The sequence below is a fragment of the Streptomyces sp. NPDC059788 genome, assembly GCF_042732265.1.
GTDB lineage: Bacteria > Actinomycetota > Actinomycetes > Streptomycetales > Streptomycetaceae > Streptomyces.
In genome coordinates, this window is sequence record NZ_JBHWHY010000002.1 from 110,181 (window position 1) to 124,315 (window position 14,135).

At 72.0% G+C, this 14,135-nt stretch carries 9 protein-coding genes; 5 read left to right on the forward strand and 4 right to left on the reverse strand.

Annotated features, from left to right (window positions below):
- Window positions 1–152: 152 nt before the first annotated feature.
- Window positions 153–749, reverse strand: coding sequence for a two-component system response regulator (locus ACFV57_RS02335; RefSeq protein WP_385224783.1), 597 nt, complete (start codon window positions 747–749; stop codon window positions 153–155).
- Complete coding sequence (locus ACFV57_RS02340; protein ID WP_385224785.1) at window positions 746–4,768, reverse strand: HAMP domain-containing protein; 4,023 nt, start codon at window positions 4,766–4,768, stop codon at window positions 746–748. Before ACFV57_RS02340 ends, ACFV57_RS02335 begins: the two co-directional genes overlap by 4 nt.
- A 1,061-nt stretch (window positions 4,769–5,829) precedes the next feature.
- Between ACFV57_RS02340 and ACFV57_RS02345 the strand changes: the two genes are divergently transcribed.
- The 3 genes from ACFV57_RS02345 to ACFV57_RS02355 all read left to right on the forward strand — a co-directional run bounded on the left by ACFV57_RS02345 (window position 5,830) and on the right by ACFV57_RS02355 (window position 10,030).
- Window positions 5,830–7,800 (forward strand): SpoIIE family protein phosphatase, encoded by a 1,971-nt coding sequence (locus tag ACFV57_RS02345; RefSeq protein ID WP_385225132.1) that lies wholly within the window; start codon window positions 5,830–5,832, stop codon window positions 7,798–7,800.
- 93 nt (window positions 7,801–7,893) lie between these two features.
- Window positions 7,894–9,126 carry a radical SAM family heme chaperone HemW gene (gene hemW / locus ACFV57_RS02350; protein WP_385224786.1) on the forward strand — a complete coding sequence of 411 codons (1,233 nt, stop codon included), beginning with the start codon at window positions 7,894–7,896 and terminating at the stop codon, window positions 9,124–9,126.
- Between the two features lie 97 nt (window positions 9,127–9,223).
- Window positions 9,224–10,030 (forward strand): Uma2 family endonuclease, encoded by an 807-nt coding sequence (locus ACFV57_RS02355; protein ID WP_385224788.1) that lies wholly within the window; start codon window positions 9,224–9,226, stop codon window positions 10,028–10,030.
- Here the strand turns inward: ACFV57_RS02355 and ACFV57_RS02360 are convergent.
- Both ACFV57_RS02360 and ACFV57_RS02365 read right to left on the reverse strand, forming a co-directional pair.
- On the reverse strand, window positions 10,008–10,841 hold the full coding sequence (locus ACFV57_RS02360) for a DUF3097 domain-containing protein (protein ID WP_385224790.1): 834 nt from the start codon (window positions 10,839–10,841) through the stop codon (window positions 10,008–10,010). The genes ACFV57_RS02355 and ACFV57_RS02360 overlap by 23 nt on opposite strands.
- A 28-nt stretch (window positions 10,842–10,869) precedes the next feature.
- On the reverse strand, window positions 10,870–11,604 hold the full coding sequence (locus ACFV57_RS02365) for an MBL fold metallo-hydrolase (RefSeq protein WP_385224792.1): 735 nt from the start codon (window positions 11,602–11,604) through the stop codon (window positions 10,870–10,872).
- A 251-nt stretch (window positions 11,605–11,855) separates the two neighbouring features.
- Between ACFV57_RS02365 and hrcA the strand changes: the two genes are divergently transcribed.
- Window positions 11,856–12,872 (forward strand): heat-inducible transcriptional repressor HrcA, encoded by a 1,017-nt coding sequence (hrcA, locus tag ACFV57_RS02370; protein WP_030021995.1) that lies wholly within the window; start codon window positions 11,856–11,858, stop codon window positions 12,870–12,872.
- Window positions 12,873–14,009 carry a molecular chaperone DnaJ gene (gene dnaJ, locus ACFV57_RS02375; RefSeq protein WP_385224794.1) on the forward strand — a complete coding sequence of 379 codons (1,137 nt, stop codon included), beginning with the start codon at window positions 12,873–12,875 and terminating at the stop codon, window positions 14,007–14,009.
- Window positions 14,010–14,135: the final 126 nt, after the last annotated feature.

Sequence of the window (14,135 nt, forward strand, 5' to 3'; positions counted from 1 at the left end):
AGCCGGGGGGGCGCCCGCCCGCCCCCCCCCCCGCCGCCCCGGCCGCCGCGCGCGCCCCCCGCCCCGCCTCCCCGCCCCCCCCCGGGGCGGGGGGCGCCGCGGGCGCCCCGCCGCCCCACCCACCGCCCGCAGCCCGGACCGGCGCCCGGACGCTACCGTCCGCGCCGCAGGGCCCGTACCGATTCCGCCATGTGCGCCACGCTCTCGCTCAGCTCGCGTTCGCCGGGATCGTCGCTGTCGGAAAGCCGGCGTTCGATCTCGGAGATACGGTCCGCCAATTCGTCCATACGGGCGTGGTCCTGCTTTATGAGGCGGCGCAACTGCCGGTTCTTGCGGTGCAGGTCGAGGAAGACGTTGACCTTCGCGCGCAGCACCCACGGATCGAAAGGTTTGGTGAGGTAGTCGGCGGCGCCGGTCGAATAGCCGCGGAAGGCGAATCCGGAATCGCTGTCCGTCCCGGTCAGGAAGATGATCGGGATGTCCTTCGTCTGGTCGAGACGTTTGATGTTCGAGGCGGTCTCGAAGCCGTCCATGCCGGGCATGAGAATGTCCAGCAGGACGACCGCGAACTCCTGCCGCAGCAGCGCCTTCATGGCTTCCTCGCCGGAACGGGCCCGTACCAGGGGCTCGCCGAGCGAGCCCAGGACCGCTTCGAGCGCGGCGAGGTTGTCCTCCATGTCGTCGACGAGAAGGATGCCCGCCCGGTCGTCGGTTCCGGCGCCGGCGCCGGTGTCGGGTGCGTGGGTCATGATGGGCCTTCGGTGCCTTGGGACCTCGGGGAGGTCGCGTCGGGGTCTTGCTTGCCTGGTTCACCGCCCGGGGCCTCGATGCCGTTGCCGTGCCGGGACAGGAGCTCGACGGCGGCCGCCAGCAGACGGTCCACGTCGACGGGTTTCGGGACGTATTCGTTGGCTCCGCTCTCCAGGGATTTCTCGCGGTCTCCCGGCATCGCTTTCGCCGTGAGGACGATGACGGGCAGATCCGCGAAGCGCGGGGTGCGCCGGATCGCCCGGATGGTTTCGTAGCCGTCCATCTCCGGCATCATGATGTCCATCAGGACCAGATTGACGCCGGGATTCTTTTCCAGCATCTTGATGCCCTCGCGGCCGTGTTCGGCGTAGAGCACCCGCATTCCGACCCGGCTCAGCACATTCGTGAGTGCGAAGACGTTACGGATGTCGTCGTCGACGACCAGGACCTGGCAGCCGGACAGCAGGGGGCCCGAGGGCCCGTTCACCCAGTCCTCCAGCCGGGTGGTGGTCGGCCAGGGCGCCTCGTCGCGCGGGGCGGGCGGGCCCGAGCGCGGGTGGTGCCGCGGTGTCTTCGCCAGGTGCAGCGAGCCGTCCGGGCGCTGCTCGCCGCCGTCCAGCGGGTCGGCGTACCCGGGGCAGTCGATGGGGACGTGCAGGGTGAAGACGCTGCCCACGCCGGGGCGGCTGCTCGCGGTGATCCGGCCGCCGAGCAGCCCCGAGATCTCCCGGCTGATCGACAGGCCCAGGCCCGTACCGCCGTACTTGCGGTTGGTGGTGCCGTCCGCCTGCTGGAACGCCTCGAAGATGACCGGCAGCTTCTCCGGCGCGATACCGATGCCGGTGTCGGTGACGGTGAAGGCGATCGTGCCGTCGCCCGAGCGGTCCACCCGCAGGTCGATCTTGCCGGCGGCGGTGAACTTCACCGCGTTGGACAGCAGATTGCGCAGCACCTGCTGGAGGCGCTGTTCGTCGGAGAACAGTTCCTTGGGCACGTTCTCGCTCACCGACACCTCGAAGGCCAGCCCCCGGTCGAGGGTCATCGGCCGGAAGGTGTCGTGGACGTAGTTGAGCAGCTTGATCAGCGGCAGTCGCTTGGGCCGTACGTCCATCCGGCCCGCCTCGATCTTGGACAGGTCGAGGATGTCGTTGATGAGCTGGAGCAGGTCGGACCCGGACCGGTGGATCGTGATCGCGAACTGCACCTCCTGCTCGTTCAGGTGCCCGTCCGGGTTGTCGGCGAGCAGCCGGGCGAGGATGAGCAGCGAGTTGAGCGGATTGCGCAGCTCGTGCGACATGTTCGCGAGGAATTCGGACTTGTACTGGGAGGAGCTGGCCAGCAGCGCCGCCTTCTCCTCCAGCTCCTCGTTCGAGCGTTGCAGCTCCGCCTGCCGCCGCTGGAGCTCGTCGGTCCGCTCCTGGAGCTGGCGGGCCAGCCGCTGCGACTCGCTGAGCAGGGACTCCGTACGGGAGTTGGCGACGATGGTGTTGATGGCCACGCCGATGGTGTTCACGAACTGGTCGAAGAACGCCAGGTGCACATCGGAGAAGCGGGAGAAGGACGCCAGCTCGATGACGCCCAGCGTCTGGTCCTCGAACAGCACCGGGATGATGACGACGGTCGCCGGGTTGGCCTCGCCCAGCCCGGAATTGATCTTGATGTAGTCCGGTGGGGCCTCCTCCACCAGGATGCGCTTCTTCTCCAGGGCCGCCTGGCGCACCAGGCCGTGGTCCATCGAGCCGGGCGTGTCGATCGTGGTGTCCAGGGACGACCCGTACCCGGCGATGAAGGCCATCTGCAGGTCGTCGCGGTCGGTGTCGGCCAGGAAGAAGGCGCCGTACTGGGCGTTCACCAGCGGCGTCAGCTCCCGCAGGATCAGGTCGGCGACCTCCATCAGGTCCCGGTGGCCCTGCATCAGGCCCGCCAGCCGGGCGAGGTTCGACTCCAGCCAGTCCTTGGCGCGGGTGGTCTCGCGGAGGTTGGAGACCATCAGGTTGATGTTGTCGCGCAGCTCGGCGACCTCGCCCTGGGTCTCCACGGTGACGTTACGGGTCATGTCGCCGGCGGCCACCGCGGAGGCCACCTCGGCGATGGCCCGCACCTGGGTGGTGAGGTTCGACGCCAGCTCGTTGACGTTCGTCGTCAGCCGTTTCCAGGTGCCGTACACGCCCTCGACCCGGGCCTGGCCGCCCAGCCGCCCCTCGCTGCCCACCTCGCGGGCGACGCGGGTGACCTCGGACGCGAACGACGACAGGGTGTCGACCATCGTGTTGAGCGTCGTCTTCAGTTCCAGGATCTCGCCGCGCGCGTCCACGTCGATCTTCTTCGACAGGTCGCCCTGCGCGACCGCGGTGGCCACCAGGGCGATGTTGCGCACCTGCGTGGTCAGGTTGGACGCCATGAAGTTGACGTTGTCGGTGAGGTCCTTCCACACCCCGGAGGCGCCGCGGACCTGGGCCCGGCCGCCGAGGTTGCCTTCCGTACCGACCTCCCGGGCCACCCTCGTGACCTCGTCGGCGAACGCCCGCAGCTGCTCCACCATCGAGTTGACGGTGTCTTTCAGCTCCAGGATCTCGCCGCGCGCGTCCACCGTGATCTTCTTCGACAGGTCGCCGTCGGCCACCGCGGTGGTCACCTGTGCGATGTTGCGCACCTGGGAGGTGAGGTTGGACGCCATGAAGTTGACGTTGTCCGTGAGGTCCTTCCAGACTCCCGAGGCGCCGCGTACCTGGGCCTGACCGCCCAGGTTGCCTTCCGTGCCGACCTCGCGGGCGACGCGGGTGACCTCGTCGGCGAAGGCGGAGAGCTGGTCGACCATCGTGTTGATCGTCGACTTCACCTCCAGGATCTCGCCCTTCGCCTCCACCGTGATCTTCCGGCCCAGGTCGCCCTCCGCGACCGCCGTCGCCACCAGGGCGATGTTGCGCACCTGGGAGGTGAGGTTGTCGGCCATGAAGTTGACGTTGTCGGTGAGGTCTTTCCAGACGCCCGACACGCCGCGTACGTGCGCCCGGCCGCCGAGCCGCCCTTCGGTGCCGACTTCGCGGGCGACGCGGGTGACCTCGTCGGCGAAGGCGGAGAGCTGGTCGACCATCGTGTTGACGGTCAGCTTCAGCTGGAGGATCTCGCCGCGCGCGTCGACCGTGATCTTCTGGCTCAGATCACCGTTGGCCACGGCCGTGGTCACCTGGGCGATGTTGCGGACCTGGCTGGTCAGATTGGACGCCATGAAGTTGACGTTGTCGGTGAGGTCCTTCCAGACGCCCGACACGCCCCGCACCTGGGCCCGGCCGCCCAGCTGACCTTCGGTGCCGACTTCGCGGGCGACGCGGGTGACCTCGTCGGCGAAGGCGGAGAGCTGGTCGACCATCGTGTTGACGGTCAGCTTCAGCTCCAGCAGCTCGCCCGCCGCCTCGACCGTCACCTGCCGGGTCAGGTCGCCGCGCGCCACCGCCGTCGTCACCAGCGCGATGTCGCGCACCTGGGCGGTCAGCCGGGCCGCCATCGTGTTGACCGCCTCGGTCACATCACGCCAGCTCCCGGACAGCCCGGCGACCTTGGCACGCCCGCCGAGCCGGCCCTCCGTACCGGACTCGCGGGCCACCCGGGTCACCTCGCCGGTGAACAGCGACAGCTGGTCGACCATTCGGTTCACCGCCCGGCCCAGGCGACGGCGGTCGCCGCGCAGCGGGCGGTTGCCGTCGTGCAGGTCCACCCGCAGGGTCAGGTCGCCGCCCGCCACCGCGTCCAGTACCTGGGTGGCCTGGGTGGTCGGGATGACCAGGGCGTCGATGATGGCGTTGGCGGCCTGTACGGAGGTGGCCCAGGTGCCGGGTCCGGGGCTGGCCGACATCCGCTCGTCCAGCCGGCCCTGGCGTACCACCTCCGACCGCAGGCGTAACAACTCGTCGGACAGGTGCTGGTTGCGGGAAGCTATCTGGTTGAAGACCGCGGACAGCTCGGCCACCAGTCCTTCCTGGGCAACCGGCAGTCGGGTACGGAAATCTCCGGCCGCCATCGACGTCAAGGCGGTCAGAAGCGGTCTGAGATCGGCCGTGCGCACGACGTCACCGGCCGGCTCAGGGGACACTCGAGGCACTGCCGAATCGACCGCCATGTCTCCCCACTTCAGTAACTCGGTGCTTATGAGTGCGCTCAGTCTGTCACTCTGGGCGTGGCGTATTCGGCGCTATTGCGGAACTGCTCGGGAGTTGCTCAATGAGGACGACAACTTCGTCAGACAGGGACGCCCCGGGCCGGGCCGTCGCGGTGGCCCGGGCGGCGTCCCGCCCCGGCCGCGGCGGTACCGGCGCGGGGCCCCGCGGCAGCACCCCGGCCGGGGACTGCCCCGGCGCCGCCTCCCGGGCGGGCCACCAGGCCATGGCCGAAGCGGCTGCCGGCGGACCTCGCGAGGAGCTTTCCGGCGCACTTTCCGAAGGGGGCGGGCCGGTGGATTCCCGTACGGACGCGGACACGGAGGCGGTCACGGAGGCGGCCGGCGCGACGGACGAGGTCGCGGGGGAGGAGGCGGCCGAGGTGACAGATTCGGCCACTGGGGCGGGTGTGGTCCAGGTGCCGGATTCGGCCACGGTGTCGGGTGCGGGTGAGGCGACGGCACCGGCCACCGGGGCGGATGTGGCTGCGGGGGTGGGTGCGGCCGGTGTGACCGACGTGGCCGGTGCGGCGGCCGAGGCGACCGGCGCGGTCGCTCCGGCTGGTGCGGTCGCTCCGGCTCGCGCCGTACCAGCCGCACCGGAAGAGGCGCGCGACAAACGCAGGGCGTACGAGGCCCCCGGCCCGTCCGCCGCACCACCCGCCGCAGCAACCCCTGCACCACCTGCCGCAACGCCCGGTACCGCACCGTTCGAGCCACGTCCCGACCGGGGCGCCGAGTCGGCGCCTGCGCCCGTTGTGGAGTCCGCGCCCGCTGCTGAGCCGGAACCCGCGTCCGTTGCCGAGTCCGCGCCCGCGGCTGCACCCGCCCCCACTCCGGCGCAAGCACCCACGCTCACGCCGTCACCCGCGCCCGCGCCCGCTTCCGGGCCCGCGCCCGCGGCCACGCCCGCCGGACGGGACAGCATCCGCCGGGCGAGTCTGCCCGGCAATCCGCGCGCCGCCGCGGCGGCCCGCCAGTTCGTACGGGCCGTCCTGGCCGACTGGCTCACCCAGTCGCTGCCCGGCGCCGACGCCATCGGCGACCACCTCGCCGACGAGGCCGTCCTCCTGGTCAGCGAGCTGGTCACCAACGTCGTGGTGCACGCGGGCACCACCGTCGACCTGCTGTGCCGCCTGGAGCCGGAAGCGGAAGCGGAAGCGGCGGGCGCGGATACCCGAGCGAACACGGACACCCGAGCGGGCGCGGATACCCGAGCGGGCGCGGGAATCAAGGCGGGCGGCTCGTGCCCCGCCGTCGTCGTCGAGGTGTCCGACCACCACCCCGCCCGTGCCGTACGGGCGCGCCAGTCGACCTCCGTACACGAGACCAGGGGCCACGGCCTGCAACTGGTCGGCGCGGTCGCCGAGTCCTGGGGCATCACGTACCGGCGCGACCTGAAGACCGTGTGGTTCCGGCTCCTGGCCGGCCCGCGGGACCGCCCCTACGGCCCGCCGGACCGGTTCTCCCACCACGACATGGAGCTACAGCACGGCCTGCGGGCCGCCGAGCTGCTGGCCCCCGCGCCCGCCCGGCGGTCCCCGGCCCGGCGCAGCGAAGCGGACTGGATCAACCACGGCGCCCTGTCCTTCCTCGCGGAGGCCTCCGACCTGCTGTCCGGCCAGCTCGACGAGGAACAGGTGGCGCTGCTCGCCGCCCAGCTGGTCGTACCGCGCCTCGCCGACTGGTGCGCGGTCTGGCTGCACGGCGACGCCGCCAGGGAGACGACGGGCGGGCCGCAGCGCCTCGCCCGCGTGTGGCATTCCAACGAGAGCCGCATCGACGCGCTGCGCATGGCCCTGGAGAAGGAACCGCCGTCCATGCCCGAGCCCGGCCCGCAGCGGGACGGCGCCGGGGCCGCGGTGCCCTGGCCCTGGCCCCAGGAACCGAGCGGGTACGGGCCGGGCGGCGCCGCGCTGGCCTGCCGGCTGGTGACCGGCGGCCGCGACCACGGCACGCTGCTGATCGGGCGGGCCGGACTGATGCGCTTCCCCGACGAGGTCGTGGGCCTGATAGAAGACCTGACCCGCCGGGTCGCCCGCGCCGTCGCCACGGCGCGCGCGTACCGCAACCAGGAGCGGATCAGCCAGGTGCTGCAACGCCGCCTGCTGCCCAGGGGCCGGCCCGCCGTCCCCGGCATGGAGTCCTCCGTCGTGTACGAACCGCGCGAGGGCGCCTGGGCGGGCGGCGACTTCTGGGACCTGTTCGACGCCGGGAACGGGCGCTGGTGCTTCGCGCTCGGCGACGTCTGCGGCAGCGGCCCGGAAGCCGCGGCGGTCACCGGCCTCGCCCGCCCCGTCCTGCGGCTGCTGGCCCGCGACGGGTTCGGCGTCGGGGAGGTGCTGGACCGGCTCAACAAGACCATGGCGCGCGAGGCCGCGGACTCGGTGGCGGCCGTCACCGCCGCGCTCGCCGCGGCGGGCAGCGGCCTCGACCCCTCCGTGGAACTGCGCGCCGAGGGCGAGCAGACCCGCTTCCTGTCCCTCCTGTACGGCGAGATCGAGCCCCGCGCCGACGGCGCGGCGGGCGTGCGGTGCACCCTGGCGAGCGCCGGGCACCCGCTGCCGCTGGTCCTCGGCACGAACGGCGCGGTACGGGTCGCCGCGGCGCCGCAGATGCTGGTCGGAGTGGTGGAGGACACGTCGTACGAGTCCGAGTCGTTCGACCTGGCCCCCGGCGAGACGCTGCTGTGCGTCACGGACGGGGTGACCGAGCGGCGCTGCGGCCACCTGCTGTTCGACGACGATGACGGCCTGGCCGGCCACCTCGGCGCCTGCACCGGCCTGGGCGCCACCGCGGTCGCCGAGCACATCCGGCGGGCGGTGCACGAGTTCGCCGCCACACCGCCGGACGACGACCTGGCGCTGCTGGTGCTCCAGGCGACGGGGCGGCGGTAGCGGGCGGGACCTCCCGGGGGCGGCTGCGGGCAGGCGGTGCTTCGTACCGGCCGCCCGCAGGGGCTGCCCGCCCGATGCCGGACAATGGAAGACATGCCTTCCGCACTCCCCGACGGTGAGCCCATGCCCGAAGACGGGGCACTGCCCGGTCACGCCCTGACCGGCGCGTCCACCCGGCCGCTCGGGTTCTACCTGCACGTGCCGTACTGCGCGACGCGCTGCGGCTACTGCGACTTCAACACGTACACGGCCACCGAGCTGCGCGGCTCGGGCGGCGCCCTCGCCTCGCGGGAGAACTACGCGGACACCGTCGCCGAGGAGATCCGCCTCGCCCGCAAGGTGCTCGGCGACGACCCGCGGCCGGTCGAGACGGTGTTCGTCGGCGGCGGCACGCCGACCCTGCTCCCGGCCGCCGACCTCGGGCGGATGCTCGCCGCGATCCGGGACGAATTCGGGCTGGCGGACGGCGCGGAGATCACCACCGAGGCCAACCCGGAGTCCGTCGACCCGCGCTACCTGGCCGAACTGCGCGCGGCGGGCTTCAACCGGGTCTCCTTCGGCATGCAGAGCGCCCGGCAGCACGTCCTGAAGATCCTGGACCGTACGCACACGCCGGGCCGCCCCGAGGCCTGCGTCGCCGAGGCGCGCGCGGCGGGCTTCGAGCACGTCAACCTCGACCTGATCTACGGCACGCCCGGCGAGTCGGACGACGACTGGCGGGCCACGCTGGACGCGGCGCTCGGCGCCGCGCCCGACCATGTGTCCGCGTACGCGCTGATCGTCGAGGAAGGCACCCAGCTGGCCCGCCGCATCCGGCGCGGCGAGGTGCCGATGACCGACGACGACGTGCACGCGGACCGCTACCTGATCACGGAGGAGGCCATGGCCGCGGCCGGCTTCCACTGGTACGAGGTCTCGAACTGGGCCACCACGGACGCGGGCCGCTGCCGCCACAACGAGCTGTACTGGACCGGCGCGGACTGGTGGGGCGCCGGCCCCGGCGCGCACAGCCACGTCGGCGGCGTCCGCTGGTGGAACGTGAAGCACCCCGGCGCGTACGCGCAGGCCCTCGGCGAGGGCCGGTCGCCCGGCGCGGGCCGCGAGATCCTGTCCGACGAGGACCGCCGCGTGGAACGCATCCTCCTCGAACTCCGCCTCGCCGCCGGCTGCCCCCTCGACCTCCTCGCCCCGGCGGGCGCGAAGGCCGCCGCCCGCGCCCTCGCCGACGGCCTCCTGCAGCCCGCCCCGTACGAGGCGGGCCGCGCCGTCCTGACCCTGCGGGGGCGGCTGCTGGCGGACGCGGTGGTGCGGGATCTGGTGGACTGATCACCCGGCCGGGTGAAGGGCGGGCGTAGCCCCGGCCGGGCCCTCCGGTGCGTCCCTAGGCTGCGGTCCGCGTACGTGGGATGCGGAGGGGCACGGGATGGACGATGTGGACGGTCGGCCGGTCACCGGCGTGGTCGAGTTCTTCCGGCGGCTGGAGGTTCCGGAGGGATGCAGGAAGGAACTCCTCTGGGGCGAGATCCTGATTTCGCCGGGACCTGACCGCGCCCACGACGACATCGTCGCGTCCGTAGCGGAGCAGATCCCGTACGAGCGCCGGCACCGTCAACGGACGCCGGGCGTCCCGTCCCCGCGGGAAGGGAGCGAGCCGCAGCCGCCGGTCCCGCACCCCCTCGTCGCCTTCTACAGGGGCCTTGAGGTTCCCGAGGGATACAAGGCGGAGCTTCTGCGGGGGGAGATCGTGCTGTCGGGCGGGCCCGGTGCGGTCCACCACCGGGGCGTCGAAAGCGTCCCGGACCGCGCCCCGGAGGGGTGCTGGGAGTACCTGCGGATTGTGGACGCCGGGATTCCCGAAGAGGTCAGCGAGCCGCAGTCGGACCTGGTGGTCCTGGAGTGCGGTGCCGGACCCGCGTCCGGGCGGCTCATGCCGTCCGAGGTGGTCACGATGCTCGTCGAGGTCGTCTCCCGGACCAGCGCCGACCGCGACTACCGCGTCAAGCGCAATATCTACGCCGCGGGCAGAATCCCCGCCTACCTGATCATCGACCCCCTCATGGCCCGGTGTGTCCTGCTCACCGAGCCCACCGGCAGCGGCGACGACGCCGACTATGCGGTGCAGCGCACCACCGAGTTCGGCGCCCCCGTCCCGCTGGACCTGCTCGGCGTCGATCTGGACACCAGCGGGTTCCGGACGCTGACCGGCCTCAGCCCTCACTCCCACCCGTAACAAAATCGATCAACTCCTCCACCCGCCCCAGCAACGCCGGCTCCAGGTCCTTGTACGAGTGGACGTGGGAGAGGATGTGCTGCCACGCGGCCCCGGTGTTCTCGGGCCAGCCCAGGGCCCGGCACACGCCCGTCTTCCAGTCCTGGCCGCGGGGGACGGACGGCCAGGCCGGGATGCCGGCCGAGGACGGCTTCACCGCTTCCCAGATGTCGATGTACGGGTGGCCGACGACCAGGACGTCCTGGCCGGTGACCGACGCCGCGATGCGGGACTCCTTCGAGCCGGGGACCAGGTGGTCGACGAGGACGCCGAGGCGGGCGTCCGGGCCGGGGGAGAAGGACCGGACGATCGCGGGGAGGTCGTCGACGCCTTCGAGGTATTCGACGACGACGCCCTCGATGCGCAGGTCGTCGCCCCAGACGCGTTCGACCAGTTCGGCGTCGTGGCGCCCTTCCACGTAGATGCGCCCGGCGCGGGCGACCCGTGCGCGGGCGCCGGGGACGGCCAGCGAGCCGGACGCCGTACGGGCCGGACCGCGCGCGGCGGGCCGGGCCGCGGGCCTCACGAGGGTGACGGGTCTGCCGTCCAGGAGGAAGCCGCGCGCGGTCATCGGGAAGACCCGGTGCTTGCCGAAGCGGTCTTCGAGGGTGACGGTCGGCCCCTCGGCGGTCTTCTCGCAGCGGATGACCGCACCGCAGAACCCGGTGACGGCCTCCTCCACGACGAGGTCCGTCTCCGCCTCGACCTCGGGGGCCGGCTGCTGCTTCTTCCACGGCGGGGTCAGGTCCGGGCCGTACTCTCTGCTGCGCATCCGACAGACGATAAGAAGGGATGGCCGGTCAGCGCCGCGACACGCCGAAGCGTCGGCTCAGCGCGTCGCGTTGGTCACGGACGAATCGGGCATCCACGACAGCACCGTGCCCGGGTACGTACACCGCGTCCTCCCCGCCGAGGGCCAGCAGCCGGTCCAGGGCGGCCGGCCACCGGCCGGGGATCGCGTCCGGCCCGGCCTGCGGCTCGCCGGACTCCTCGACCAGGTCGCCGCAGAAGACGACTTCGGGCGAGCCGTGCGTGCCGGGGACGAGGACGACCAGGTCGTGCGCGGTGTGGCCGGGGCCGACGTTGGCGAGTAGCACCTGCCGGTCGCCGAGGTCGAGGGTGCGCTCGCCGGAGATCAGGTGGTGCGGGCGCACGAGGAGGTCGGCGGCCTCCGCCGCGGCGTCCGGGTCCACGCCGTACGCCACCGCGTCGCGCCGCAGGTCGTCCTGGGCGCGCGGCAGGTACTCGTCGAGTCCGGCCGCGCCGAAGACCTGGACGCCCGCGAACGCCGCGGTGCCCAGCACGTGATCGAAGTGGGGATGGGTCAGCGCGACATGTGTCACGTTCCGTCCCGTGATGTCGCGCAGCTGCCGGCGCAGCTCGGCGCCGTCCCGGATCGTGGCGCCGGTGTCGACGATCAGCACGCCGGCCGACCCGACGACGGCACCGACCGTCTCGTCCCAGCCGGACATCCGGCGGCGCCCGACCCCCGTGCCGAGCCGTTCCCACCCGGCCTCTTCCCAAGTCGTACGCATACCGAGACGCTAGCCGTATCGCGATACCGTTGCCCGCCGGACCGGGTGTTCCCGGGCATCCGCCGGTGCCCGTGGCGGGCCTCCGGGGCGGCGCCGGGCGCAACCCCGGTACCGCCGCCCTTGCCCTGCCCGTGTGACCCGGCCGTACACTTGGTCAGGGTCTGGCACTCGGACCTGATGAGTGCCAGGGAAGACGACCCGGAAGAACCCGGCCGCGCGCCGGTGACACGGCCGGACTGGAGGTGTGCGCGATGCTCAGTGAACGCAGACTCGAAGTGCTGCGCGCCATCGTCCAGGACTATGTCGGGACCGAGGAGCCGGTCGGCTCCAAGGCGCTGACACAGCGGCACCAGCTCGGTGTCTCCCCCGCCACGGTCCGCAACGACATGGCCGCGCTGGAGGACGAGGGCTTCATCGCCCAGCCGCACACGAGCGCCGGGCGCATCCCCACGGACAAGGGCTACCGCCTCTTCGTCGACAAGCTGGCGGGCGTCAAGCCGCTTTCCAGCCCGGAGCGGCGCGCCATCCAGAACTTCCTGGACGGCGCCGTCGACCTGGACGACGTGGTGGGCCGTACGGTGCGGCTGCTGGCGCAGCTGACCCGGCAGGTCGCCGTCGTGCAGTACCCGTCGCTGACCCGGTCCACGGTGCGGCACGTGGAGCTGCTGTCGCTGGCACCGGCCCGGCTGATGTTGGTCCTGATCACGGACACCGGCCGTGTCGAGCAGCGCATGGTGGACTGCCCGGCGCCGTTCGGCGAGACCTCCTTGGCGGACCTGCGGGCGCGGCTGAACAGCCGCGTGGTCGGGCGGCGGTTCACGGACGTGCCGCAGCTCGTGCAGGATCTCCCGGAGTCCTTCGAACAGGAGGACCGGGGCACGGTCTCGACAGTTCTGTCGGTGTTGCTGGAAACTCTGGTGGAGGAAACCGAAGAGCGGCTGATGATCGGCGGTACCGCCAATCTCACGCGCTTCGGGCACGATTTCCCACTGACCATCCGGCCGGTGCTGGAGGCCCTTGAGGAGCAGGTGGTGCTTCTCAAACTGCTCGGGGAGGCCAAGGACTCCGGCATGACCGTACGCATCGGGCATGAGAATGCCCATGAGGGCCTGACTTCCACATCGGTCGTCGCGGTCGGCTACGGTTCGGGCGACGAGGCAGTCGCCAAACTCGGCGTGGTCGGACCGACCCGCATGGACTACCCCGGAACGATGGGAGCGGTACGCGCAGTGGCACGTTACGTCGGACAGATCCTCGCGGAGTCGTAAGTGGCCACGGACTATTACGCGGTCCTGGGCGTACGACGCGATGCCTCGCAGGACGAGATCAAGAAGGCTTTCCGGCGGCTGGCCCGTGAGCTGCACCCGGATGTGAACCCGGACCCGAAGACCCAGGAGCGGTTCAAGGAGATCAACGCCGCTTACGAGGTGCTGTCGGACCCGCAGAAGAAGCAGGTCTACGACCTCGGCGGCGACCCCCTCTCGCAGGCGGGTGGCGGCGGCGGGGCCGGCGGCTTCGGTGCGGGCTTCGGCAACTTCTCCGACATCATGGACGCGTTCTTCGGCACGGCGTCGCAGCGCGGGCCGCGCTCGCGCACGCGGCGCGGCCAGGACGCGATGATCCGGCTGGACGTCGAGCTGGACGAGGCGGCCTTCGGCACCACCAAGGACATCCAGGTGGACACCGCCGTCGTCTGCACGACCTGTTCGGGCGAGGGCGCGGCGCCGGGCACCTCGGCGCAGACCTGTGACATGTGCCGCGGCCGCGGTGAGGTCTCGCAGGTCACCCGGTCCTTCCTGGGCCAGGTCATGACCTCGCGGCCGTGCCCGCAGTGCCAGGGCTTCGGTACGGTCGTGCCGACCCCGTGCCCGGAGTGCGCCGGTGACGGCCGCATCCGCTCGCGCCGTACGCTCACGGTCAAGATCCCGGCCGGTGTGGACAACGGCACGCGCATCCAGCTCGCGGGCGAGGGCGAGGTCGGCCCCGGCGGCGGCCCGGCCGGCGACCTGTACGTGGAGATCCACGAACTGCCGCACCCGACGTTCCAGCGGCGCGGCGACGACCTGCACTGCACGGTCACGATCCCGATGACGGCGGCGGCGCTGGGCACCAAGTGCCCGCTGGAGACGCTGGACGGCGTGGAGGAGATCGACATCCGGCCAGGGACGCAGTCCGGCCAGTCGATCCCGCTGCACGGCCGCGGCGTCACGCACCTGCGCGGCAACGGGCGCGGCGACCTCATCGTGCACGTCGAGGTCATCACCCCGTCGAAGCTGGACGCGGAGCAGGAGGAGCTGCTGCGGCGGCTCGCCAAGCTGCGCGGCGAGGAACGCCCGACGGGACAGTTCCAGCCGGGGCAGCAGGGGCTGTTCTCGCGGTTGAAGGACGCGTTCAACGGGCGGTAGCGGCTGTTCTGCCGGGGGTCCGGGGGTTGTCCCCCGGGCAGGCGCAGTCGGCCGGGGCAGCAAGGGCTGTTCTCGCGGTTGAAGGATGCGTTCAACGGGCGGTAGCGGCCCGTACGGACATACGGC

What these genes read in the sequence shown, in the direction of transcription:
- ACFV57_RS02335 (WP_385224783.1), bottom strand. Translation starts at nt 749, where the DNA reads ATGACCCACGCACCCGACACCGGCGCCGGCGCCGGAACCGACGACCGG.
- ACFV57_RS02340 (WP_385224785.1), bottom strand. Translation starts at nt 4,768, where the DNA reads ATGGCGGCCGGAGATTTCCGTACCCGACTGCCGGTTGCCCAGGAAGGA.
- hemW (WP_385224786.1), top strand. Translation starts at nt 7,894, where the DNA reads ATGCCTTCCGCACTCCCCGACGGTGAGCCCATGCCCGAAGACGGGGCA.
- ACFV57_RS02355 (WP_385224788.1), top strand. Translation starts at nt 9,224, where the DNA reads ATGGACGATGTGGACGGTCGGCCGGTCACCGGCGTGGTCGAGTTCTTC.
- ACFV57_RS02360 (WP_385224790.1), bottom strand. Translation starts at nt 10,841, where the DNA reads ATGCGCAGCAGAGAGTACGGCCCGGACCTGACCCCGCCGTGGAAGAAG.
- ACFV57_RS02365 (WP_385224792.1), bottom strand. Translation starts at nt 11,604, where the DNA reads ATGCGTACGACTTGGGAAGAGGCCGGGTGGGAACGGCTCGGCACGGGG.
- hrcA (WP_030021995.1), top strand. Translation starts at nt 11,856, where the DNA reads ATGCTCAGTGAACGCAGACTCGAAGTGCTGCGCGCCATCGTCCAGGAC.